Origin of the sequence: Streptomyces sp. URMC 129, from assembly GCF_051386415.1 — a bacterium.
In the GTDB taxonomy this organism is placed as follows: domain Bacteria; phylum Actinomycetota; class Actinomycetes; order Streptomycetales; family Streptomycetaceae; genus Streptomyces.
This window is the reverse complement of sequence record NZ_JBPQTQ010000020.1, coordinates 16,995-39,041: the sequence shown is the minus strand read 5'-3', so window position 1 is coordinate 39,041 and position 22,047 is coordinate 16,995. Positions and strand designations below refer to the sequence as shown.

At 73.7% G+C, this 22,047-nt stretch carries 22 protein-coding genes; 4 read left to right on the top strand and 18 right to left on the bottom strand.

Annotated features, from left to right (window positions below; all coding sequences use genetic code 11):
- The first annotated feature begins 371 nt into the window (after positions 1-371).
- The 4 genes from ACSNOC_RS06640 to whiG all read left to right on the top strand — a co-directional run bounded on the left by ACSNOC_RS06640 (position 372) and on the right by whiG (position 4,524).
- Positions 372-758, top strand: a complete 387-nt coding sequence (locus ACSNOC_RS06640; protein ID WP_436746311.1) for a YraN family protein — start codon at positions 372-374, stop codon at positions 756-758.
- Complete coding sequence (locus tag ACSNOC_RS06635; RefSeq protein ID WP_436746310.1) at positions 758-2,368, top strand: YifB family Mg chelatase-like AAA ATPase; 1,611 nt, start codon at positions 758-760, stop codon at positions 2,366-2,368. The genes ACSNOC_RS06640 and ACSNOC_RS06635 overlap by 1 nt, the downstream gene beginning before the upstream one ends.
- Complete coding sequence (gene dprA / locus ACSNOC_RS06630; RefSeq protein WP_436746309.1) at positions 2,365-3,528, top strand: DNA-processing protein DprA; 1,164 nt, start codon at positions 2,365-2,367, stop codon at positions 3,526-3,528. Before ACSNOC_RS06635 ends, dprA begins: the two co-directional genes overlap by 4 nt.
- Positions 3,529-3,681: 153 nt before the next feature.
- Entirely contained in the window at positions 3,682-4,524 is an 843-nt protein-coding gene (whiG, locus tag ACSNOC_RS06625; protein WP_436746308.1) for an RNA polymerase sigma factor WhiG, read from the top strand.
- On the opposite strand, the gene ACSNOC_RS06620 is transcribed toward whiG, so the two are convergent.
- The 18 genes from ACSNOC_RS06620 to nsdA all read right to left on the bottom strand — a co-directional run bounded on the left by ACSNOC_RS06620 (position 4,514) and on the right by nsdA (position 21,786).
- A complete protein-coding gene (locus ACSNOC_RS06620) occupies positions 4,514-5,116 on the bottom strand; it encodes a murein hydrolase activator EnvC family protein (protein WP_436746307.1) in 603 nt (200 codons plus the stop codon). The genes whiG and ACSNOC_RS06620 overlap by 11 nt on opposite strands.
- A gap of 108 nt (positions 5,117-5,224) precedes the next feature.
- Entirely contained in the window at positions 5,225-5,560 is a 336-nt protein-coding gene (locus tag ACSNOC_RS06615) for a DUF2469 domain-containing protein (RefSeq protein WP_436746306.1), read from the bottom strand.
- 13 nt (positions 5,561-5,573) lie between these two features.
- Complete coding sequence (gene lepB, locus ACSNOC_RS06610) at positions 5,574-6,338, bottom strand: signal peptidase I (RefSeq protein WP_436746305.1); 765 nt, start codon at positions 6,336-6,338, stop codon at positions 5,574-5,576.
- Between the two features lie 58 nt (positions 6,339-6,396).
- On the bottom strand, positions 6,397-7,395 hold the full coding sequence (lepB, locus tag ACSNOC_RS06605) for a signal peptidase I (protein ID WP_436746304.1): 999 nt from the start codon (positions 7,393-7,395) through the stop codon (positions 6,397-6,399).
- Complete coding sequence (lepB, locus tag ACSNOC_RS06600) at positions 7,289-8,440, bottom strand: signal peptidase I (protein ID WP_436746303.1); 1,152 nt, start codon at positions 8,438-8,440, stop codon at positions 7,289-7,291. Before lepB (ACSNOC_RS06600) ends, lepB (ACSNOC_RS06605) begins: the two co-directional genes overlap by 107 nt.
- Positions 8,433-9,134: a signal peptidase I gene (gene lepB, locus ACSNOC_RS06595; RefSeq protein WP_436746302.1), complete on the bottom strand. Its 702-nt coding sequence runs from the start codon at positions 9,132-9,134 to the stop codon at positions 8,433-8,435. The genes lepB (ACSNOC_RS06600) and lepB (ACSNOC_RS06595) overlap by 8 nt, the downstream gene beginning before the upstream one ends.
- A gap of 29 nt (positions 9,135-9,163) precedes the next feature.
- Positions 9,164-9,511 (bottom strand): 50S ribosomal protein L19, encoded by a 348-nt coding sequence (rplS, locus tag ACSNOC_RS06590; RefSeq protein ID WP_436746327.1) that lies wholly within the window; start codon positions 9,509-9,511, stop codon positions 9,164-9,166.
- Between the two features lie 139 nt (positions 9,512-9,650).
- Entirely contained in the window at positions 9,651-10,460 is an 810-nt protein-coding gene (trmD, locus tag ACSNOC_RS06585; protein WP_436746301.1) for a tRNA (guanosine(37)-N1)-methyltransferase TrmD, read from the bottom strand.
- Positions 10,457-11,035, bottom strand: coding sequence for a ribosome maturation factor RimM (rimM, locus tag ACSNOC_RS06580; RefSeq protein WP_436746300.1), 579 nt, complete (start codon positions 11,033-11,035; stop codon positions 10,457-10,459). The genes trmD and rimM overlap by 4 nt, the downstream gene beginning before the upstream one ends.
- 98 nt (positions 11,036-11,133) lie before the next feature.
- Positions 11,134-11,373, bottom strand: coding sequence for an RNA-binding protein (locus tag ACSNOC_RS06575; RefSeq protein WP_436746299.1), 240 nt, complete (start codon positions 11,371-11,373; stop codon positions 11,134-11,136).
- A gap of 2 nt (positions 11,374-11,375) precedes the next feature.
- Positions 11,376-11,816: a 30S ribosomal protein S16 gene (gene rpsP / locus ACSNOC_RS06570; protein WP_436746298.1), complete on the bottom strand. Its 441-nt coding sequence runs from the start codon at positions 11,814-11,816 to the stop codon at positions 11,376-11,378.
- Positions 11,817-11,967: 151 nt separating this feature from the next.
- Positions 11,968-12,567, bottom strand: coding sequence for a hypothetical protein (locus ACSNOC_RS06565; protein ID WP_436746297.1), 600 nt, complete (start codon positions 12,565-12,567; stop codon positions 11,968-11,970).
- 132 nt (positions 12,568-12,699) lie between these two features.
- Positions 12,700-14,115 (bottom strand): proline--tRNA ligase, encoded by a 1,416-nt coding sequence (gene proS / locus ACSNOC_RS06560; protein ID WP_436746296.1) that lies wholly within the window; start codon positions 14,113-14,115, stop codon positions 12,700-12,702.
- 43 nt (positions 14,116-14,158) lie between these two features.
- Complete coding sequence (gene ffh / locus ACSNOC_RS06555) at positions 14,159-15,691, bottom strand: signal recognition particle protein (RefSeq protein WP_436746295.1); 1,533 nt, start codon at positions 15,689-15,691, stop codon at positions 14,159-14,161.
- A 75-nt stretch (positions 15,692-15,766) separates the two neighbouring features.
- Positions 15,767-18,265, bottom strand: coding sequence for a [protein-PII] uridylyltransferase (locus ACSNOC_RS06550; protein ID WP_436746294.1), 2,499 nt, complete (start codon positions 18,263-18,265; stop codon positions 15,767-15,769).
- A 25-nt stretch (positions 18,266-18,290) separates the two neighbouring features.
- Complete coding sequence (locus tag ACSNOC_RS06545; RefSeq protein WP_059011713.1) at positions 18,291-18,629, bottom strand: P-II family nitrogen regulator; 339 nt, start codon at positions 18,627-18,629, stop codon at positions 18,291-18,293.
- Positions 18,626-19,879, bottom strand: coding sequence for an ammonium transporter (locus ACSNOC_RS06540; RefSeq protein ID WP_436746293.1), 1,254 nt, complete (start codon positions 19,877-19,879; stop codon positions 18,626-18,628). The genes ACSNOC_RS06545 and ACSNOC_RS06540 overlap by 4 nt, the downstream gene beginning before the upstream one ends.
- Positions 19,880-20,268: 389 nt before the next feature.
- Complete coding sequence (gene nsdA / locus ACSNOC_RS06535) at positions 20,269-21,786, bottom strand: transcriptional repressor NsdA (RefSeq protein WP_436746292.1); 1,518 nt, start codon at positions 21,784-21,786, stop codon at positions 20,269-20,271.
- Positions 21,787-22,047 lie beyond the last annotated feature (261 nt).

Genomic DNA, 22,047 nt, shown 5'->3' with positions numbered 1-22,047 from the left:
CCTTGTGGACGCTCGGTTGTCAGCGCCGGCCGGGTGACCGGCGCCCCTGACGCCCCTGACGCGCTGTGCCAGGGAGGGCCTGCGCGGCAGACCGCTCCGTGGACCGAGACGCGCGGCCACCGGGGCGCCGGGTGTGGACCGGGCGCCCGGTGGCGGGGCATGCGAGGTCGATCCGGGAACCCGGATCGCCACCAGAAGTGTACGGGACCGGAACAGGGCCGGGCGACCGTCGCCCGGCGCCATGACCTGTCCGTGGGCACGGCGCGAACACCCCGAACGAGTGACGGATTTTTCCCCAACCACCGGGTTGTCCACCAAGATCCACTTCTCCGTCTCGCCTCCCTCACAGTCGGTGACGGAGGTGAGGCGCCATGAATCAGCGAGGCGCACTGGGCCGCTTCGGCGAGGACGTCGCGGTCCGGCGGTTGAGGGACGAGGGACTGACCGTCCTGGAGCGGAACTGGCGATGCCGGGCGGGCGAGATCGACATCGTCGCCCACGAGCGGGCCGCCGCCGGGCGGACGCTCGTGGTCTGCGAGGTGAAGACCCGCCGGGCGGGCCGGTTCCAGCATCCGATGGCGGCGGTGACGCCGCGCAAGGCGGAGCGGCTGCGACGGCTCGCGCAGTGGTGGCTGAGCGAGCGGTGGCTGACGGTGTACGCGGCACCGCCGCCCGGTGGCGTGCGGATCGACCTGGTGGGGGTGCTGCTGCCCGAGCGCGGCGCGCCGCTGGTCGAGCACGCGCGGGGGGTGGCGTGATGGCCTTCGCCCGCACGTGCGCGGTGGCCCTGGTCGGGGTCGAGGGCGTGGTTGTCGAGGTCCAGGCCGATCTGGAGCCGGGGGTCGCGGCCTTCTCGCTGGTGGGGCTGGCCGACAAGTCGCTGAGCGAGAGCCGGGACCGGGTCCGGGCCGCCGTCATCAACTCCGGCGCCCCGTGGCCGCAGAAGAAGCTGACGGTGGGGCTGAGCCCGGCGGCGGTGCCCAAGTGCGGCAGCGGATTCGATCTGGCGGTGGCGTGCAGCGTGCTGGCCGCCGCCGAGCGGATCGACCCCCGGGCCATCGCCGACGTGATGATGATCGGCGAGCTGGGCCTCGACGGGCGGGTGCGCCCGGTCCGGGGGGTGCTGCCCGCGGTGCTCACGGCCGCCGACGCCGGATACCGGCAGGTGGTGGTGCCCGAGCCGGCCGCGGCCGAGGCGTCCCTGGTGCCCGACGTGGCGGTCCTGGGGGTGCGCAGCCTGCGGCAGCTGATCGCGGTGCTCGCCGACGAGCCCGTGCCCGAGGAGCCGCCGGACGAGGCGGCCGGGCCGGTCGCCGCGCCCGGCCCGGGGTGGGGACTGCCGCAGCCCGGGGGTCTGTTCTTCCCGGTCGGCGGCGAGCACCCGCCCGATCTGGCGGAGGTGTCGGGCCAGCGGGTGGCGCGCCGGGCGCTGGAGGTGGCCGCGGCCGGACGGCACCACCTCCTGCTGAAGGGCGCTCCCGGTGCGGGCAAGACGATGCTCGCCGAGCGGCTGCCCGGCCTGCTGCCGCCGCTCACCCGGCAGGAGGCGCTGGAGGTCACCGCCGTCCACTCGGTGGGCGGCTCGCTGCCGCCGGGCCGCCCGCTGATCGACCGCCCGCCGTACTGCGCGCCGCACCACTCGGCGTCGATGGCCTCGCTCGTCGGCGGCGGCACCGGGCTGCCCCGCCCGGGCGCGGTGTCCCTGGCCCACCACGGGGTGCTCTTCCTGGACGAGGCGGCCGAGATGAGCAGTCAGGTGCTGGACGCGCTGCGGCAGCCGCTGGAGTCCGGCCACGTGGTGGTGGCCAGGGCCGCGGGCGTGGTGCGCATGCCGGCGAGGGTGCTGCTGGTCCTCGCCACGAACCCGTGCCCCTGCGGGCGGCACGGCTCGCCGGCCGGGGACTGCGAGTGCCTGCCCAGCACCGTCCGGCGGTACCGGGCGCGGCTGTCCGGGCCGCTGCTGGACCGCGTCGACCTGCGGGTGCCGGTGGAGCCGGTGAGCCGCGCGGAGCTGATCACGGGAGGCGGCGGCGGGGAGCCGACGGCCGTGGTGGCGGAGCGCGTGCGCGCGGCCCGCGAGCGGTCTTCCGCCCGGTACGCGGAGACGCCGTGGCGGACCAACGCGGAGGTGCCGGGGCACGAGCTGCGCACCCGGTGGGCGCCGGTGCCGGGCGCGCTGGCCCGGGCCGAGCTGGACCTGGAGCGGGGGCTGCTGACCGCGCGGGGTCTGGACCGGGTGCTGCGGGTGGCGTGGACGGTGGCCGACCTGGCCGGGCACGACCGGCCCACGGCGGCGGACGTCGACGCCGCGCTGGAGCTGCGCACCGGGCTGCGGCGCGGGGCGGGCGTCGTGGGGAGCCTGCCGTGAGCGGGGAGGAGGAGGCCCGGCTGGCGCGGGCGGCGCTGGCCAGGGTCGCGGAGCCGGGCGACGAGAGGGTCGGGCGGTGGCTGGCGCGGCTCGGCCCGGTGGAGACCTGGCGGGCGCTGCGGGAGGGCGGCCCGCCGCTGGACGGCGTCTCGGCCGACCGGTGGGCCGGGCTGCGGCTGCGGGCGCGGCGGGCGGAGCCCGGGCGCGACCTGGAGCGGATCGCCCGGCTCGGTGGGCGCTTCGTGTGCCCGGGCGACCGGGAGTGGCCCCGTCAGCTCGACGACCTCGGGGCGGCCCGGCCGGTGGGCCTGTGGGTGCGCGGCGCCTGCTCGCTGCGGTTCGTGTCGCTGCGCTCGGTCGCCCTGGTGGGTGCCCGCGCCTGCACGGACTACGGGGCGCATGTGGCCGCCGAGCTGGCCACGGCGCTGGCCGGGCGCGGCTGGACGGTGGTGTCGGGCGCGGCGTACGGGGTGGACGGCGCGGCGCACCGGGGGGCGCTGGCGGTCGGCGGGTCCACGGTGGCGGTGCTGGCCTGCGGGGTCGACGTCCCCTATCCGGCGGCCCACGGCGAGCTGCTGCGGAACATCGCGGAGAGCGGGCTGCTGCTCGCCGAGCTGCCGCCGGGCGAGCGCCCGACGCGGGCCAGGTTCGTCCAGCGGAACCGGGTGATCGCCGCGCTGACCCGGGGCACGGTGGTGGTGGAGGCGGCCCGGCGCAGCGGTTCGCTGATCACCGCGCGGCAGGCCGGGCGGCTGGGCCGGCATCTGATGGCCGTGCCGGGTCCGGTGACGTCGGGGCTGTCGGCCGGGACGCACCGGCTGATCCGGGAGGAGGCCACGCTGGTCGGGGACGCGGCGGACGTCATCGAGCTGGTCGGGGACATGGGCGAGCTGTCGCCGGATCCGGACGGTCCGGCCGTGCCGCGCGACCTGCTGGCGCCGCCGACGGGCGAAGTGCTCGACGCGCTGCCCGCCGAGGGCGCGGTCGCGGTGGAGGACGTGGCGCGGGGCGCGTGCACCAGCCCGGCGGCGGCGCTGGCCCGGCTGCGGGAGCTGAGTTCGCTGGGCTTTGTCGAACGCGTGGGCGATCTGTGGCAGTTGTCGCGGGCCGGACCCCGACACGCGGGCGGCCCGAATGCCCCGGCGCACGCCGGTGCGTAACACCACCGTGCGGTGGGCGGAACGTATCTGCGCATCCTCCGGGGTGGCGCACATGCGCACCGCATTCCTGTTGTCACGCTACGCTCACAGGGTTCTGTCGCCAGAACGTCCAGCCCCCGCACGCACTCCCCGCAGAACGGCTCACGACGACGTATGCCACAGCACTCCTCCGGGCCTCAGCACGCGGCTCCGGCAGCGCCGGCCGCGGCGGAGGGCACCACGACGCCGACCGCGCCCACCGCGCTCGACACGCTGTGGCGCTCGTACAAGGCCACCGGCGACGAGCGGCTGCGGGAGCAGCTCATCCTGCACTACTCCCCGCTCGTCAAGTATGTGGCGGGCCGGGTGAGCGTGGGGCTGCCGCCCAATGTGGAGCAGGCCGACTTCGTCTCCTCCGGTGTGTTCGGCCTCATCGACGCGATCGAGAAGTTCGACCCGGACCGGTCCATCAAGTTCGAGACGTACGCCATCACCCGCATCCGTGGCGCGATGATCGACGAGCTGCGCGCCCTGGACTGGATCCCGCGCTCGGTGCGGCAGAAGGCGCGGGCGATCGAGCGCGCCTACGCCACCCTTGAGGCGTCGCTGCGCCGCACGCCGTCGGAGCCCGAGGTGGCGGCCGAACTGGGCGTCACCCTGGAGGAGTTGCACGGCGTCTTCAGCCAGCTGTCCCTGGCGAACGTGGTGGCCCTGGAGGAGCTGCTGCACGCCGGCGGCGAGGGCGGCGACCGGCTGAGCCTGATGGACACGCTGGAGGACACCGCCGCGGACAACCCCGTGGAGGTGGCCGAGGACCGCGAGCTGCGGCGGCTCCTGGCCCGCGCCGTCAACACGCTGCCCGAGCGGGAGAAGACGGTCGTCACCCTCTACTACTACGAGGGGCTCACCCTCGCGGAGATCGGGGAGGTGCTCGGCGTCACCGAGAGCCGGGTGAGCCAGATCCACACCAAATCGGTGCTCCAGCTCCGTGCGAAGCTCGCCGACGTCAACGGCTGACCGGCACCGACCCGGCCCCCTCCGGCTCGGGGACCCCCTCGGTCGGCAGCAGCCGGGACGGCCCCCGGCCGAGCAGCCCGCGCGGCAGCAGCGACAGCGGGTCGAGGTAGGTCTCTCCGCGCAGCAGACCCCAGTGCAGACACGGCCCGGCGCAGTGGAACGGGCCGCCGGCCGGCACCGTGCCGACCACGTCGCCCGCCGCCACCCGCTCCCCCTCCGCCACACCGGCGGACACCGGCTCCAGGGTGGTGCGCAGCGGGACCGCCTCCCCCTCGCCGCCCGCCAGCTCGATCGTGACCACCCCGCGCCCGGCCACCTGCCCCGCGAAGCTCACCCGCCCCGCGGCCGGGGCCACCACCCGCGCGCCCGCCTCGGTGGCCAGGTCGACGCCCCGGTGACCGGCCGCCCAGGGGGCCGGAGGCGGATCCCAGGGCCGGGCGACCAGCGGCCGGGCGGCCCCGGCGGCGCCGGGGACCGGCCACGCGCCGAACGCGGGAGCCCCGGCACCGGGCGCCGCCGGCTCCGCGGGACGCACCGGCACCGCGGGCGCGGCAAGCAGCAGGACGGACAGCAACGCGGTGAGAACGCTCATACCGGCAGCCTGCCGCGCCCGGTCGCGCCGTGGTGCCCGCGCCGGAAATCTGTGGACAAACCGGGTACGGCGGATACGGCCGCCCCCCGGTCGGGTGAATCGGGCGGCTCAGCCGGTCCGGCCGCCGCCGAAGCCCGAGTCCTCGGGCAGGTCGAGCTCGCTGCGGTTGAGCTCCTCGATGTTGACGTCCTTGAACGTCAGGACCCGCACCTGCTTGACGAAGCGAGCCGGGCGGTACATGTCCCACACCCACGCGTCGGCCATGGAGACCTCGAAGAACACTTCCCCCTGTACCGAGTGCACCTGCATCTCATAATCATTGGTGAGGTAGAAACGCCGCTCGGTCTCGATCACATAAGTGAACAACCCGACCACGTCCCGGTACTCCCGGTAGAGCTTCAGCTCCATCTCGGTCTCGTACTTTTCGAGGTCCTCGGCACTCATGGCGTGATCCCCTTCAGCCGTGCGTTCCCTCATTGTGCGCCACTCCGGACGTCCGCACGCCGCGGCGGCCCTTCCGGGAGACCCGGTGGGCGATCCCGCCCCACGCCGCCCCCACGAGAATCAGCGCGGCTCCCGCGCTCGTGGCGTAGAACAACGGCCGCAGCGGCCCCTCCCCCGACACCCCGCCGGGCTGGTCCGCGAACCCCGTCGCCCGGTCCAGCAGCCCGGCCTCGCCCGTCGGCCACACCACGGCCTCGACCCGCCCGGAGACGGCGTCCCGGGGCACGCTTCCCGTGCCGGTCTCCGCCAGCAGGGTCCGGGAGTCCCGCGAGTCCCCCCGGTTGTCGCCCAGCAGGAACAGCTCGTCCTCGGGCACCTCGGCCGAGAAGCCCATGGGCGACGCCCCGGTCTCCTCCTCGACGTACGGCTCGGTGATCGGGTCGCCGTTCACCGTGAGCCGGCCCTGGTCGTCGCAGCAGGCGACCGTGTCGCCGCCGGTCCCGACGACCCGCTTGATCATCGGTGAGGGGCCCCACTCGGCGTCCGTGAAGACGACGACGTCCCCCCGGCGCACCTCGCCGCCGTCGATCCGCTGGGCAAGCACCCGGTCCCCCGCGGCCACCGTCGGCGCCATGGAGTCGGTGGGGACCGTGTAGGGCTGGTAGAGGACGGCGGCGAGCACGAACCCGCCCAGCAGCAGCACGCAGCCCAGGCCCAGGACGAGACCGGACAGCGTCCGGCTCACCCGGCCCCCGCGGCGCGGCGGCGCTCCGCTCATCACGTCCCCTCCCGAAGAGTCGTCAGGAGGTCGACCCTACCCAGCGCCGGGCCGCCGGTCAGCCCCGGACCTGCTCCTCGCCCGCCGCGGCCGACGCGACGGCCCGGTCCAGCAGCCTGCGGCGGCGCCACAGCACCAGCGGCAGCGCCCCGGCCAGGCCGAGCGCCGCGGGCCCGGCCGCCGCCGCGGCACCCAGGGTCCCGAACGCGTCCGGCACCGGCAGCGTGCCCCAGCGGGTCACGGGCCAGGCGATGACGATGGCACGGCCGACCACGTCGTCCTCGGAGACGGTGCCCTGGCCGATCAGGTTCTGGTGATACCGGGAGTCCAGCGAGTCCTGCCGGTGGTCGCCCATCACCCACAGCCGGCCCTCGGGGACCTCGATGGGCCCGAAGGGCTCGTCGCCGCACGGCGTGTTCCCCGGGTACAGGTAGTCGCTCTCGTCCAGGGGCTCGCCGTTGACCATCACCTGGCCGTTCTCCTGGCACTCCACGGTGTCCCCGCCGACCGCGATCACCCGCTTGATCAGGTCTTGCTCGTCGGCCGAGGGCATCAGCCCGATGAAGCTCAGCGCGCTCTGGACGGCCGAGCCGACCCCGCCGCGCTCCGGCGCCTCCGCCAGCCAGCCGCCCGGGTCGTGGAACACGACGACCTCGCCGCGCTCGGGCTCGCTGCCGAACCAGGGGGTCAGCTTGTCGACCAGGACCCGGTCGCCCTTCTGGAGGGTGTCCTGCATCGAGTTGGACGGGATGGAGAACGCCTGCACCAGGAATGTCTTGATGAGCAGCGCCAGCACCACGGCGATGCCGATCAGGAGCGGCAGCTCCTTCCAGAACGAGCGCTGCTTCGCGGCCCGCCTGCGGCGCCCCGCCGCGTCGTCCTCCGCGTCGTCCCCGTGCCCCACGGCCGCGTCCGCGTCCGCCGCGGTGTCCGCGTCCCCCGGGGGGGCGTCACGCCCGTGATCGCCATGGCCCGGCTCGTCGCCTCCGGCGGCGCCACCGGAGCCGGGCCGTGCACCGGGGGAATCCTCGCCGGATGCCTCGCCACCCGGATCCACCGGACGCTTCTCCGGTTCGCCCGAGCCGGTCCGCGCATCCACCGCTACATCCCCCACATTCGCTCCTCACGCTCCGCTCCGGCCTGGTTCGCGCCCGCGACAGGCCCACCACTCCCATAACGAGCGGAAGTTCCACAGGCATCGGGAGACGCGCGAATTCGTCCGGATCGACCCCCGCGGCGGCACCCTCGGTGCCCGGCCCGGGGTCGGGCACCGAGGCGAACGCCTCCGTCCCGTCCAGCCGGCCCCAGTGCCCGAAGGGCCAGGCGATCACCACGGCCCGGCCCACGACCAGGTCCTCGGGTACCGTACCCTGCCCGGCCTCGTCCAAGTGGTAGCGGGAATCAGCGGAGTTGGAGCGATGGTCCCCCATGACGAAGAGCCGTCCCTCGGGAACCGTGACGTCGAAGGTGATGGTCGAGGGGGGATTACCCGGGTACAGGTACGCCTCCTCGTTCAGGGGCTCCCCGTTGACCGTGACCCGGCCCTCGTCGTCGCAGCAGACCACGCGGTCGCCGCCGACCCCGATGACCCGCTTGATCAGGTCCTGGTCGTTCTGGGTCGGCAGCAGTCCTATCCAGGTCAGCGCGTCCCTGATCTGCTCGATCACGATCGGGGCCTCGTCGTCGGCGGTGGCCTGCGGGTCCGCCTGGAGCCAGCCGCCGGGGTCCTTGAAGACGACGACCTCGCCGCGCTCCGGCTCCCAGCCGAACCAGGGCGTCAGCTTGTCGACCAGCACCCGGTCGTCGATCCGTATCGTCTGCTCCATCGACCCGGACGGGATGACGAACGCCTGCACCAGGAACGTCTTGAGGATCAGCGCGATCAGCAGCGCCGTGCCTATGAGGATCGGCACCTCGCGGGTGGCCCGCAGCCGCCGGCGGCGCTTGATCCGCTTGGCCGCGCGCCGCCGGGCCGCCCGGCCCTCGCCGGGACCGCGCAGCGTCGGACGCGGCTCGGCGTCCACCCGCTCGTACATCTGCCCCGGCTCGTCCCGCGTCGTCCCGTGGCGGCTCATGGACCTGGGCCGTCCCCGCTCACCCATGGTCCGACCGCACCCAGCCCCAGCGGTCCGCCGGCCAGCCGATCAGTTCCACGCGGCCGATCACCTTCTCCTCGGGAACGGTGCCGCCCCCCGGGGAGCCCAGATACTCCCGGGAATCCGCCGAGTCAGAACGGTGATCGCCCATCACCCACAACCGTCCCTCCGGGACTATGACATCAAACCTGACAATCGAAGGAGCGTCCCCGGGGTACAGGTACGGCTCCTCCAGCGGCTCGCCGTTGACTTCGATCCTGCCTGAGCCGTCGCAACAGCGCACGCGGTCGCCGCCGACGCCGATCACCCGCTTCACGTAGTCCGTGCCGGCGGCCGGGACGAGCCCCACCGCCGCGCCCGCGCTCCGCAGCAGGCCGCCGAGCAGCCCGGGCTCCGACCCCTCGGCGACGAAGGACCCCGTGCCGTCGAAGACGATCACGTCCCCGCGCTCGACCTCGCCACCGAAACGGTACGCCAGCTTGTTCACCAGCACCCGGTCGCCCACCTGGAGGGTGCCCTCCATCGACCCGCTGGGGATGAGGAACGGCTGCGCCACGAAGGAGCTGGTGCAGGAGGTGAGGACCATGGTGCTCACCAGGGCCGTCGTCCACAGACGCACCGAGCGCGACCGCCACCACCCGCCCCTGAGGGGGCTGGGGGTGTGGTCGCGCTCCGGAGGTGGTGCGTCGGCATCGGTCACGCCGCGATGGTAACCGGCGGGTGTGCCGCTCAGTTTTCGCGCTTCTCCTTGATCTTGGCCGCCTTGCCGCGCAGGTTCCGCAGGTAGTAGAGCTTGGCCCGGCGGACGGCGCCGCGGGTCACCAGCTCGATCCGCTCCACGACCGGGGTGTGCACCGGGAAGGTGCGCTCCACGCCGACGCCGAAGCTGACCTTGCGCACCGTGAAGGTCTCCCGCACGCCGGAGCCCTGGCGGCGGATCACCACGCCCTTGAACTGCTGCACCCGGGAGCGGTTGCCCTCGATGACGCGGACGTGGACGTTGACGGTGTCCCCGGGACGGAAGGCCGGGATGTCGTCCCGCAGGGACGCGGAGTCGACACTGTCGAGGAGGTTCATGACCTGTCTGCTTTCCTCGCCGATGCCACAGGTCATCGGCGGAAACGGTGGTGATGACGAAGACGGATGCGGCCCGGTCGCCTGCGGCGGGCGTCGGTCCCCCTGTGGCAGGGTCGCGCGCCGGACGAGAGCCGAGGACCTATTCTTCCACGCCGTCCGGCGCCCGCCCAAATCGGCCGTCCGCCTCCTGCCGCCAGCCCAGCTCCGCGAGCGTCGCCCGGTCGTGCCGGTCGAACGCCCCGGGGTCGCAGCGCTCGATCAGGTCCGGCCGGTGCCGGCTGGTGCGGCGCAGCGCCTCGTCACGGCGCCAGCGGGCGATCCGCCCGTGGTGGCCGCTGATCAGCACCTCGGGCACGGTCCGGCCGCGCCACTCGGGCGGCTTGGTGTAGACGGGTCCCTCCAGCAGGTCCGCCATCGGTCCCGGCGCGAACGAGTCGTCGCGGTGGCTGTCGGCGTTGCCCAGCACGCCGGGCAGCAGCCGGGCGATCGCCTCGACCATGACCAGCACCGGCGCCTCGCCGCCCGCCAGCACGTAGTCCCCGATGGAGACCTCGCGCACGTCGAGCCGGCTGCCGTACTCCTCGATCACCCGGCGGTCGATGCCCTCGTACCGGGCCGGGGTGAAGACCAGCCACGGCTTGCCCGACAGGTCCCCGGCCAGCTCCTGGGTGAACGGCCGGCCGCTGGGCGTGGGCACGATGACGACCGGGCTGCCCTCCCCCGAGGCCAGCACCGCGTCCAGCGCGTCGCCCCAGGGCTCGGGCTTCATCACCATGCCGGGGCCGCCGCCGTACGGGGTGTCGTCCACGGTGTGGTGCCGGTCGCGCGCCCACGCGCGCAGGTCGTGCACCCGCACGTCCAGCAGGCCGCGGGCGCGGGCCTTGCCGACCAGCGAGACGTTCAGCGGCTCCAGGTACTCGGGGAAGATCGTGACGACGTCCAGCCTCATGCGCCGGCGTCCCCGCGCTCGTCCCCCTCGTCCCCCTCGTCGCCCTTGTCGCCTTCCGGGCCCTCCTCGCCGTCGAGCAGGCCGGGGGGCGGGGTGACGACCGCGCGGCGCGCGGCGAGGTCGACCGTCGGGACGATCTCCGCGACGAACGGGATCAGCGCCTCGCCCCCGCCGTCCCGCGCGACGACCAGCAGATCCTGGCCCGGCAGGTGGGCGATCTCGGTGACGGAGCCGACGCGCACGCCGTCCCCGGTCACCACGTCGAGGCCGACCAACTGGTGGTCGTAGAACTCCTCGGGGTCCTCCGGCTGCTCGTCCGGGTCGACCTCCGCGATCAGAAGGGTGTTCCGCAGCGCCTCGGCGGCGGTCCGGTCGGCCACCCCCTCGAAGCGCAGCAGCAGCCGGCCGCTGTGCACCCGGCCGCCGGCCACGGTGAGCGGGCCGGTCTCCGGCGGGTCGGTGGCCAGGACCGCGCCCGGCGCCAGCCGGACCTCGGGCTCGTCGGTGCGGACCTCGACGGAGACCTCACCCTTGATGCCATGGGCGCGGCCGATGCGCGCGACGACGAGTTGCACTGTGCTTCTTCCGCTTTCCCTTGCGTGCGTGACAGACGACGAGGGCCGTGGGCGGCGATTCGCCGTCCACGGCCCTCGATGCGATACCGACGGCGCCCTCAGCGGACCTCGTCCACGTCGATCAGGTCGACGCGGACGCCCTTGCCGCCGAGCGCGCCCACGACCGTGCGCAGCGAACGCGCGGTGCGGCCGTTGCGGCCGATCACCTTGCCGAGGTCGTCGGGGTGCACCCGGACTTCGAGGATCCGCCCACGGCGCAGCGTGCGCGAGGCGACCTGGACCTCGTCGGGATGATCGACGATGCCCTTCACCAGGTGCTCCAGGGCCTCTTCGAGCATCCTCAGCCCTCGGTCGACTCGGCCGGGGCCTCCGTGGCCTCGGCGTCAGCCTTCTTCTCGGCCTTCTTCGCCTTCGGGGTGATGGCCTCGCCCCTCGGCTCGCCGCCGGTCTCCTTGGCCGCGGCCTCGAAGAGGACGCGCTTGTCCGGCTTGGGCTCGGCGACCTTCATGGGCGGCGGCGCCGGCTGGCCCTTGAACTTCTGCCAGTCGCCGGTCACCTTGAGGATCGCCATGACCGGCTCGGTCGGCTGCGCGCCGACCCCGAGCCAGTACTGCACGCGCTCCGAGTTGACCTCGATGCGCGAGGGGTTCTGCACCGGGTGGTACAGGCCCAGCTCCTCGATGGCGCGGCCGTCCCGGCGGGTGCGGGAGTCGGCGACGACGATGCGGTAGTGCGGCGACCGGATCTTGCCCAGTCGCTTCAGCTTGATCTTGACTGCCACGAGTGTGGTGTCTCCTGCGTCTTGGCGTGATGGGCCGTGGCGGCGGACCGCGTGGGGCTGCGGCGCCTTCGGGCCCGGTGGACGCGTCAGCCGGAGGAGAGAGGGATCCTGTGCGACTGCCGAGTTCAACCGCCTATTCTGCCATAGGCCGTCAGGAGGAAGCCGCCACCGTCATGGCCTCGGCGATCTGGAACGGCTTCTTGCACGCGCCGCACACGATGGGCGCCTGCGCCAGCACCGACGGGACGACCCGCACGTTCCGCCCGCACTCGCAGACCGCCTTCACGCGCACGCCGCCGCCCGAGGAGCCGTGCCGCGCCGCCGGGCCGCGGAAGCTCCGCTTGGTGTCGGTCGCGGTGGCGGCCATGTGGGCCTTCAGCGCGCGCGCCAGCCGCTCGGCCGTGGGCCGGTACCGGCGGCGGGCCTCGGCGTTCATCGTGACGAGCGAGAAGCCGCTGCTGGGATGCGGGTCGTCGGCGTGGTCGAGGCCGAGCTCCTCCGCGATCGCGAGGAAGCGGCGGTTGTGATACCGCCCCGCGCGGGAGGTGTCCCTCACCCCCCGGGCGGCGGCGATACCGTGCACGGCCTCGTGCAACAGCCGTTCGAAGGAGAGCTCGGAGCCGCAGGCGGACGAGGACTCTCCGATCAAGGATTCGGGCGCGGCCAGATCAGGCAGCTCCGGGTGGTGCCGTTGAATATCGGCCCACGCGTGCGCCAGCTCGGCGGCGAGAACTGGTGGTGTCGTGCTCACGTCTACCTAACGAGCGAGTCCCCCGGGGTGTTCCGATTCCGGGCCAAGTCCACGAATTTGCACTTACCAGTCAGTTCGCCGCCTATGGGGACGCGCGACCCGCACAGGCGACAGCGGCCGGATCCGCCCGGATCAGTACGCCCGGCCGACGACGGCGAGCGTGCCCGGCGCGTCGTCGGACTCGGGGATGGAGCCGTCCTCGCCGACCAGACAGCGCACCGTGACCGCGTCCTGTGCCAGTCGCGCCTCGCCCTCGGCGCCGAGGTCGGCCCACGGGATCCGGGCCCAGCCGCCCGCGGTGGCCGCCGCGATCGCGTCCTCGATCGTCCGCACGTCCGTGGTCCTGGCCTCGCGGCGCTCGCGGGACTGGCGCAGCAGCAGTGCCTGGTCCTCCTGAAGGACCTCCGGCAGCCGCGCGGGCAGCGCGTCGATGGCGACGGGCTCCTTGCCGCCGGGGATGCGGCGGGCCAGCATCGCCGTGCCGGCCTGGAGGTCGCGCGGGCCGACCTCGACGCGGGCCGGGACGCCCTTGAGCTCCCAGTCCACCGCGCGGCGGCCGAACGGGGTCTCGGTGCGGTCGTCGACCTCGGCCCTGATCCCGGCCGCGGCCAGCGCCGCCCCGATCTCGCGGACCTTCGCGAGCACCGCCTCGTCGTCCTTGATGGCCAGCACCACGACCTGCACGGGCGCCAGGCGCGGCGGGACGCGCAGCCCGTCGTCGTCGCCGTGGGACATGATCAGGCCGCCGACCATGCGGGTCGAGCAGCCCCAGGAGGTCTGCCAGACCAGCTCGCGGCTGCCGTCCTTGGCCAGGAAGCGGGTGTCGAAGGCCCGCGCGAAGTTCTGCCCCAGCTCGTGGCTGGTGCCCATCTGGAGCGCCTTGCCGTCGCCCATCATGCCCTCCAGGGTGAGGGTGTTGATGGCGCCGGCGAAGCGCTCGGAGGGCGACTTGCGGCCCAGCACGACGTCGATGGCCAGCACGTTGACCATGAAGTCGGCGTAGACCTCCCGGTGGATGTGCGCGGCGAAGTCCCGCGCCTCCTCGTAGCTGGCGTGCGCGGTGTGCCCCTCCTGCCAGAGGAACTCGGTGGTGCGCAGGAACACCCGGGGGCGCATCTCCCACCGGACCACGTTCGCCCACTGGTTGATCAGCAGCGGCAGGTCCCGGTAGCTCTGCACCCACTTGGCGAACGAGGCGTTGATGATCATCTCGGAGGTGGGCCGCACGACGGCGGGCTCCTCCAGCTGCTTGCCGCCGCCGTGCGTCACCACCGCCAGCTCGGGGGCGAAGCCCTCGACGTGCTCGGCCTCCTTGGCCAGGTAGCTCTGCGGAATGAACAGCGGGAAGTACGCGTTGCGGGCGCCCGCCGCCTTGATGCGGGCGTCGATCTCCTGCTGCATCCGCTCCCAGAGCCCGTACCCGTACGGCCGGATGACCATCGTGCCGCGCACCGGGCCGTTGTCGGCCAGCTCGGCTTTGTTGATGATGTCCTGGTACCAGCGCGGGAAGTCCTCCGCCTGGGGGGTGAGCACGGGAGCCTTAGCCATGGCGGGAATGGTACGGGGCAACCGCCCCGAAGCGTGAATCGGATTACTTGGGCGGGAGCATGTCCCGGAACTCCTTGGGCAGTTCGAAGGATTCGGGATCGAACGCCGCACCGCCCTCGCCCGGCCCCCGGCCGGCCGTCCGCTCCTCCTCCTGACGCTTCATCGGGTTGCCCGAACGACGCGCGCCCTTGGCCTTCTTCTGCTGCTTGGGCTTGCGCTTGCCGCCGCCGCCCCCCATGCCGGGGATGCCCGGCATCCCGGGCAGGCCGCCGCCCTGGGCCATCCGCGACATCATCTTGCGCGCCTCGAAGAAGCGCTCCACCAGGCCCTTGACCGCGCTGACGTCCACGCCGGAGCCGCGGGCGATGCGGACGCGGCGCGAGCCGTTGATGATCTTCGGGTCGGCGCGCTCGGCCGGGGTCATGGACTTGATGATGGCGGCGGTGCGGTCCACCTCGCGCTCGTCGAGGTTGTTGATCTGCTCCCGCATCTGGCCCATGCCGGGCATCATCCCGAGCAGCTTGGAGATCGAGCCCATCTTGCGGACCTGCTCCATCTGCTGGAGGAAGTCGTCGAGCGTGAACTCCTTGGGCCCCTTGGCCAGCTTGCTGGCCAGCTTCTCGGCCTCCTGCTGGCTGAACGTCCGCTCGGCCTGCTCGATGAGGCTGAGGACGTCGCCCATGCCGAGGATGCGGGACGCCATGCGGTCCGGGTGGAACGCGTCGAAGTCGTCCAGCTTCTCGCCGTTGGAGGCGAACATGATCTGCCGGCCGGTGACCTGCGCGACGGACAGGGCCGCGCCGCCGCGCGCGTCGCCGTCGAGCTTGGAGAGGACGACGCCGTCGAAGCCGACCCCGTCGCGGAACGCCTCCGCCGTGGTGACGGCGTCCTGGCCGATCATGGCGTCCACCACGAAGAGGATCTCGTCGGGGCGGACGGCGTCGCGGATGTCGGCGGCCTGCCGCATCATCTCCTCGTCGACGCCGAGCCGGCCGGCGGTGTCGACGATGACGACGTCGTACTGCTTGTCCCTGGCGTGGGCGAGGGAGTCCTCGGCCACCTTGACCGGGTCGCCGACCCCGTTCCCCGGCTCGGGCGCGAAGACGGCGACGCCGGCCCGCTCGGCGACGACGCTGAGCTGGTTGACCGCGTTGGGGCGCTGGAGGTCGCACGCGACCAGCAGCGGGGTGTGGCCCTGGCTCTTCAGCCAGCGGCCGAGCTTGCCGGCCAGGGTGGTCTTGCCCGCGCCCTGGAGGCCGGCGAGCATCACCACGGTCGGCGGGGTCTTGGCGAAGCGCAGCCGCCGGGTCTCGCCGCCGAGGATGGCGACGAGCTCCTCGTTGACGATCTTGACGACCTGCTGGGAGGGGTTCAGCGCCTTGGACACCTCGGAGCCGAGGGCCCGCTCCTTGACCTGCTTGATGAAGGAGCGGACGACCGGCAGCGCGACATCCGCCTCCAGCAGGGCGACACGGATCTCGCGCGCCGTGGCATCGATGTCCGCCTCGCTCAGGCGGCCCTTGCCCCTGAGGTTCTTGAACGTTGCCGCAAGGCGGTCGGAGAGTGTGTCGAACACGGCGCTGGCGGATCCTTACACGTAGGCGGTCGGTCGGCGGTGTCCTCCAGCGTATCCCGCCCGGCGCGGGTGCCGTCAGCCCGCGGTGGCCGGGGGCCGGTCGGCCAGGGCGCGTTCGACGTCGCCGGCGAGGCCGGCCGCCGCGTCCTCGGTGAGCGGCAGGCCGTCGGGCCCGGTGACGTAGAAGGCGTCCACGACGTTGGAGCCGAGCGTGCTGATGTGCGCGCTGCGGACCGTGACGCCCGCGCCCTCCAGGGCGTGGCCGATCCGATAGAGCAGGCCGGGGGCGTCCTGGGCGCGCACTTCGATGACGGTGGCGACCTTCGAGCCCTGGGGCGCGACGGTGACCCGGGGCGGCGGGGTCAGCGGCAGCCTGCGGCGCGGGCGCCGGTAGGCGGCCTCCCGCTCCGCGAGCCGGCCGGCGATGTCGAGGGAGCCGTCCAGGGCCCGGACCAGGTCGGCGCGCAGCCGCTCGGCCTGGGGCAGCGAGCCGTACTCGGCGGCCACCCGCCAGTCGAGCAGCAGGACAGAGCTCTGGCCCGTCGGGTCGACGCCGCGCAGCTCGGCGGAGCGCACGGTCAGCCGGTGCAGCGCCAGGACCCCGGCGACCGCCGGGAGCACGCCCGGCTGCTCGGGAAGGGCGACCACCAGCTCCACGCCGACCGGCTCCGGCTCGGCCTCCTCGCCGCGGTCCGGCCCGCCCGCCGGGTCCCGGTCGGGACGCGGGTGGAGGGCGAGCACGGGGGCGCCGGTGCGGAACGCCTCGACGGCCAGCCGTTCGGCCGCGACGCTCGGCTGCGCAGGCGCCGGGCGCGCCGGGTCGCCGCCGTCCTCCAGTACGGCCGCGACCCGCTTGACCAGGTCGGCCAGGAGCGAGGCGCGCCAGGAGGACCAGGCGGCGGGGCCGGTGGCGAGGGCGTCGGCCTCGGTGAGGGCGTGCAGCAGTTCCAGGGTGGACCGGCTGCCGACGGTCCCGGCGACGTGGGCCAGGGTGGCCGGGTCGTCCAGGTCGCGCCGGGTGGCGGTCTCGATCAGCAGCAGGTGGTGGCGGACGAGGGTGGCGAGCACCTCGGTGTCGGCCGGCCCGAAGCCGATCCGGGCGGCCATGTCGCGGGCGATGGTCTCCCCGGCGACGCTGTGGTCGCCGGGCCAGCCCTTGCCGATGTCGTGCAGGAGCGCGGCGACGAGCAGCAGGTCGGGGCGCTGGACCCGGCGGGTGAGGGCGGAGGCGCGCACGGCGGTCTCCACCAGGTGCCGGTCGACGGTCCAGCGGTGCACGGCGTTGCGCTGCGGGCGGCAGCGGACGCGCTCCCAGTCGGGCAGCAGGCGCGTGATCAGCCCGGCGGCCTCCAGCGCCTCCCAGACGGGGACGGTGTCGGGGCCGGCGCCCAGCAGGGTGATGAACTGCTCGCGCGCCTCGGCCGGCCAGGGCACCGGGAGGGTGGTGTCGGCGGCGGCCAGCGCGTGCACGGCGGGCAGGGCGAGGGGCAGGCCGGCCTGGGCCGCCGCGGCGGCGACGCGCAGCGGCAGCACCGGGTCGCGGTCGGGGCGGGCGGTCCGGGCGAGCACCACCTCGCCCTCCTGCTCCACGACGCCCTCGGCGAGCGGGGTGCGCTCCTCGCCCGGGGCGCGGCGGGCCGGACGCCCGCCCAGCAGGCCGCGGAACCGGCTCCGCGCGGAGCGCGCGCGCAGCACCCGGCTGACCTCGCGCCACGTGACGTCCGAGGCGTAGGCGATGGTGCGGCCCGCCTCGTACACGCGGCGCAGCAGGACGTCGGCGTCGAGCAGGCCGAGGGCCCTGGCCACCTGGTCCTGGTCCTCCAGGGCGAGCCGGTCGGTGGCCCGCCCGGTGGCCAGGTGCAGGGCGTCGCGGACGTCGAGGAGGGTGTTGCGGGCGGCTTCCAGGCCCTGACGGGGGGCGTCGGCCACCCAGGAGGCGGCGACCGCGCGCAGGGCGGTGGCGTCCCGCAGTCCGCCGCGGGCCTCCTTCAGGTCGGGTTCGAGGAGGAACGGCAGCTCGCCCTGGCGGCGGGCGCGTTCCCTGCCGAGCTCGTGGAGTTCGGGGAGGCGGGCGGGGGCCTGGGCGCGCCACTGGGCGAGCAGCGCGGTGCGCAGTTCGGCGGTGAGGGCGGCGTCGCCGGCGACGTGGCGGGCGTCCAGCAGGCCGAGGTGGACCTTCAGGTCCTCCGCGGCGGTCTCGTGCGCCTGGGCCAGGGTGCGCACCGAGTGGTCGAGGGAGATGCCCAGGTCCCACACGGGGTACCAGAGCCGGTCGGCGAGGGCCGCGATCTCGGCACGGCTCGCCTTGCCGTCGTGGAGCAGGAGGAGGTCGAGGTCGCTGCGCGGGGAGAGCTCCCCGCGGCCGTAGCCGCCGACGGCCACCAGCGCGACCCGGGTGGGGCGGGGTCCGTCCCCGAGGAGGCCCGCGAGCCAGGCGTCGGTGAGGCGCGCGAGCCGCGCGCGGCGCGGCGGCCCGGGCTGCTCCTCCGTGGTGAGGAGGTGCAGCCGGGCCGCCGCGTAGCCACCGCTGGGGCCCGTCTCTCCGCCGGTCGTGGATGTCGTCTCCGCCGTCATGCGGTCCCCAACTCCTGGTGTTCTGCTAGAGGGCGTCCGGGCCGCGCTCACCGGTGCGCACGCGGATCGCGGTGTCGACGGGCAGGCTCCAGACCTTGCCGTCCCCGATCTTCCCGGTGCGCGCGGCCTTGACCACGACGTCGATGAGGGCTTCGGCGTCGGAGTCCTCGGCCAGGATCTCGATGCGGACCTTCGGCACCAGGTCGACGGTGTACTCGGCGCCCCGGTAGACCTCGGTGTGACCGCGCTGACGGCCGTAGCCGCTGGCCTCGGTCACGGTCAGGCCGTGCACCCCGAAAGCCGTGAGGGCGTCCTTGACCTCGTCCAGCCGGTGCGGCTTGATCACCGCGGTGATGAGCTTCATGCGTCCACCTTCTTCTCGCCGGCCGCCAGGTCGGCGGGGGCCGGGGTGCTGCTGACGGGCACGGAACCGGTGCCGCCCTGGGTGAAGTCGTACCCGGTCTCCGCGTGGTACGCCAGGTCCAGCCCGGCGACTTCCTCGTCCTCGGAGGAGCGGAAGCCGATGGTGCGCTGGATGACCGTCGCCAGGATGAAGGTGACGACGAAGGAGTACGCCAGCACGGAGAAGGCGCCCAGGGCCTGCTTGCCGAACTGCTCGAAGCCGCCGGCGATGGTGTTGATCTTGTCGGAGGCCAGGAAGCCCACCATCAGGGTGCCGATGAGGCCGCCGACGAGGTGGACGCCCACGACGTCGAGCGAGTCGTCGTAGCCCAGCTTGAACTTCAGGCTGACGGCCCAGGCGCAGACGGCGCCGGCGACCACGCCGATGAGCAGCGCGGACATCGGGCTGACGTGCGCGCCGGACGGGGTGATGGCGACCAGGCCCGCGACCGCGCCGGAGGCGGCGCCCAGCGTGGTGAACGCGCCGTGGCGGATCCGCTCGTAGACGAGCCAGCCGATCATGGCGGCGGCGGTGGCGAGCTGGGTGTTGAGGGCCATCACGGCGGCGGTGCCCGTCGGGGACAGGGCGGAGCCCGCGTTGAACCCGAACCAGCCGAACCACAGCAGGGCGGCGCCGAGCAGCACCATCGGGAGGTTGTGCGGGCGCATGGGCTCCTTCTTGAAGCCCTTGCGCTTGCCGATCACCAGCACGGCGGCCAGCGCGCCGGCACCCGCGTTGATGTGGACGGCGGTGCCGCCGGCGAAGTCGATGACCTCCTCGCCGAAGAGCCAGCCGTCGGCGGCCCAGACCCAGTGGGCGACCGGGAAGTAGACAACCGTGACCCACAGCGCGATGAAGACGGCCCAGCTGCTGAACTTCACGCGGTCGGCCAGCGCACCGCTCATCAGCGCGGGGGTGATGATCGCGAACATGAGCTGGAAGAGCGCGAAGGTCAGCAGACCGGTGCTCTCCGGCGAGACGCCGTCCGGGGTCAGCGCGATGGTGTCCTGGAACCCGATGAAGTCCAGGTTGCCGATGATGCCACCGTCGTCGGTGCTGGCCGAGTAGTTGGAGCCGAAGGTGAGGCTGAAGCCGTACAGGACCCACAGCACGCTGACGACGCCCAGGGAGATGAAGGACATCATCAGCATGTTGAGGGCGCTCTTGACCCGGACCATGCCGCCGTAGAAGAAGGCGAGCCCTGGGGTCATGAGCATCACCAAGGCCGAACAGATCAATACGAAACTGGTGTCTTCAGGACTCAAAGTGGACGTCTCCTCGGAATTACGACCCGTGCGGGCAGGATCTTGGTCGGGTCAGGATTCGCCACAGGCTCTCTGAGGGCCGTTTCCGCCGATGGCCCCCCATGTTTCGTGGATGTGACGATGGCGGCCCGTGCGTTACACCGCGATGAAGTCGGTTAGTCGCGGGGGAGAGCCCGGTTACGGTGTCCCGCACTGCCGTCCGACGCCCGTCGCCGCGCGCGCCGGGCACGGAACCGCCGGCCGCGGCGGCCGTCCGGCGCGGCCCGGCGCGGGGGAGCCGGGCCGGGGCTCGGCGGGACGGCCGGCGCGGCCGGCGCCGGGGTGCGGGCGGCGGATCACACCGCCCGGCCGGCCTCGCTTTCCGGGAATTCCGTGGTGAGGCGCTCGGTCAGCGCGATGATCTCCGGGACCTTTCCGTAATCCCGCCGCGCGGTGGCCCACGTCTTCCGCAGCCGGTTGTTCACGCGCTCCGAGCGCAGCCGCCGGGCGAGGGTCACCGCCTCGGCGGTCTGCGCCGCGCACGCCTCCGGCTCCCGCTCCAGCAGGTGCACGGTGGCCATGCCGATGAGGTTGAGTGCATACGAACGCTGGTGTCCCCCGGTCGCGTTCTCCGCGCACTCGCGCGCGAAGAGTTCGACCGCGCGCTCCATCAGGGGCCTGGCCCGGGCGAGATACGCCGGGCTGCGGCCCGCGACGTACGCCAGGTCACGGTAGGAGTGGGCGTTCTCGGCGTTGAGCTCGGCCTCGGAGAAGAAGCGGATCCAGTCCGGCTCCCGCTCCCCGGCGGCGATGTCGCCGAACGCCTCCTGCGCCATCCGCACCGCGCGGTGGCACTTGGGCACCTGGCCCAGCGTGGCGTAGGCCCGGCCCTCCAGCGCGTAGAGCATGGACTGGGTGCGCGGGGTGGCACGGCCGCGGCTGCCGTACTGGGCGAGGTGGATCAGCTCCAGCGCGTCCTCGGCGCGGCCGAGGTGGATCATCTGCCGGCTCATCTTGGACAGGATGTACGCGCCGAGCGGCCGGTCCCCCGCCTCCTTGGCCGCGTGCAGGGCCAGCACGAAGTACTTCTGGGCGGTCGGCTGGAGCCCGATGTCGTAGCTCATCCAACCCGCCAGCTCCGACAGCTCGGCCGTGATCCGGAACAGCCGCCGCCGCACGCCCTCGGGGTGCGACTCCTGGAGCAGGTCGGTGACCTCGTGGAGCTGGCCGACGACCGCCTTGCGCCGCAGGCCGCCGCCGCTGACCGCGTCCCAGCGCCGGAACTGGGCGGTGGAGTCCTCCAGTTGCGCCAGCTCCGGACCGGACAGGCCGGTCAGGCGGCGGGGCTCGGACCGGCTCTGGGCCGGCACGGTCAGCCGGGCCCCGGCCGACGGCGGCGCCTCCCCGGCGGGCGCGGGCACCAGCCAGCGCTGCATGGGCTCTATCAGGCCGGGTCCGGCCGACATGACGAGCGAGGTGCCCAGGAAGCCGCGGCGGCCGAGCATCAGGTCGCTGCGGGAGAACTCGTTGATCAGCGCGACCGTCTGCGGTCCGGCCCACGGCAGGTCGATGCCGGAGACGGCCGCCGACTGGGGGGCCGAGCGCAGCCCGAGGTCCTCGATGCCGACGACGCTGCCGAAGCGCTCCGAGAACAGCTCGGAGAGGATGCGCGGGATCGGCTCGCGCGGCTGTTCGCCGTCGAGCCAGCGCCGCACCCGGGAGGTGTCGGTGCTGATGTGGTGGGCGCCGAGTTGGCGGGCGCGCCGGTTCACCTGGCGGGCCAGTTCGCCCTTGGACCAGCCGCTGCGCCGGAACCACGAGTTCAGGCGCTCGTTGGGCCGCTTCGCGGAGATGCCGCTGCCGTTGCCGGACACGGTGTCGCCCCCAATCCAGGGAGTCTGTCGCGATGCGCGAAATGACGGATGTGTGGCGGCACCACGCCCGGAAGGCGCACCGAAAGCAGTCCCGCGGTCACCGGCGTGGCGAGGGGAGGCTACCAATCGCCACCATTCGCCACCCCTCTGCCTGAACCTATTGCCCGCGCGGCGCGCTTGACTTGTGCGGACGGCACCCCGGCGGCGGGCGATGCGAAGCACGACGGGGGCGCGCACGATCCGGCTCGCTCCCCCTGTTCG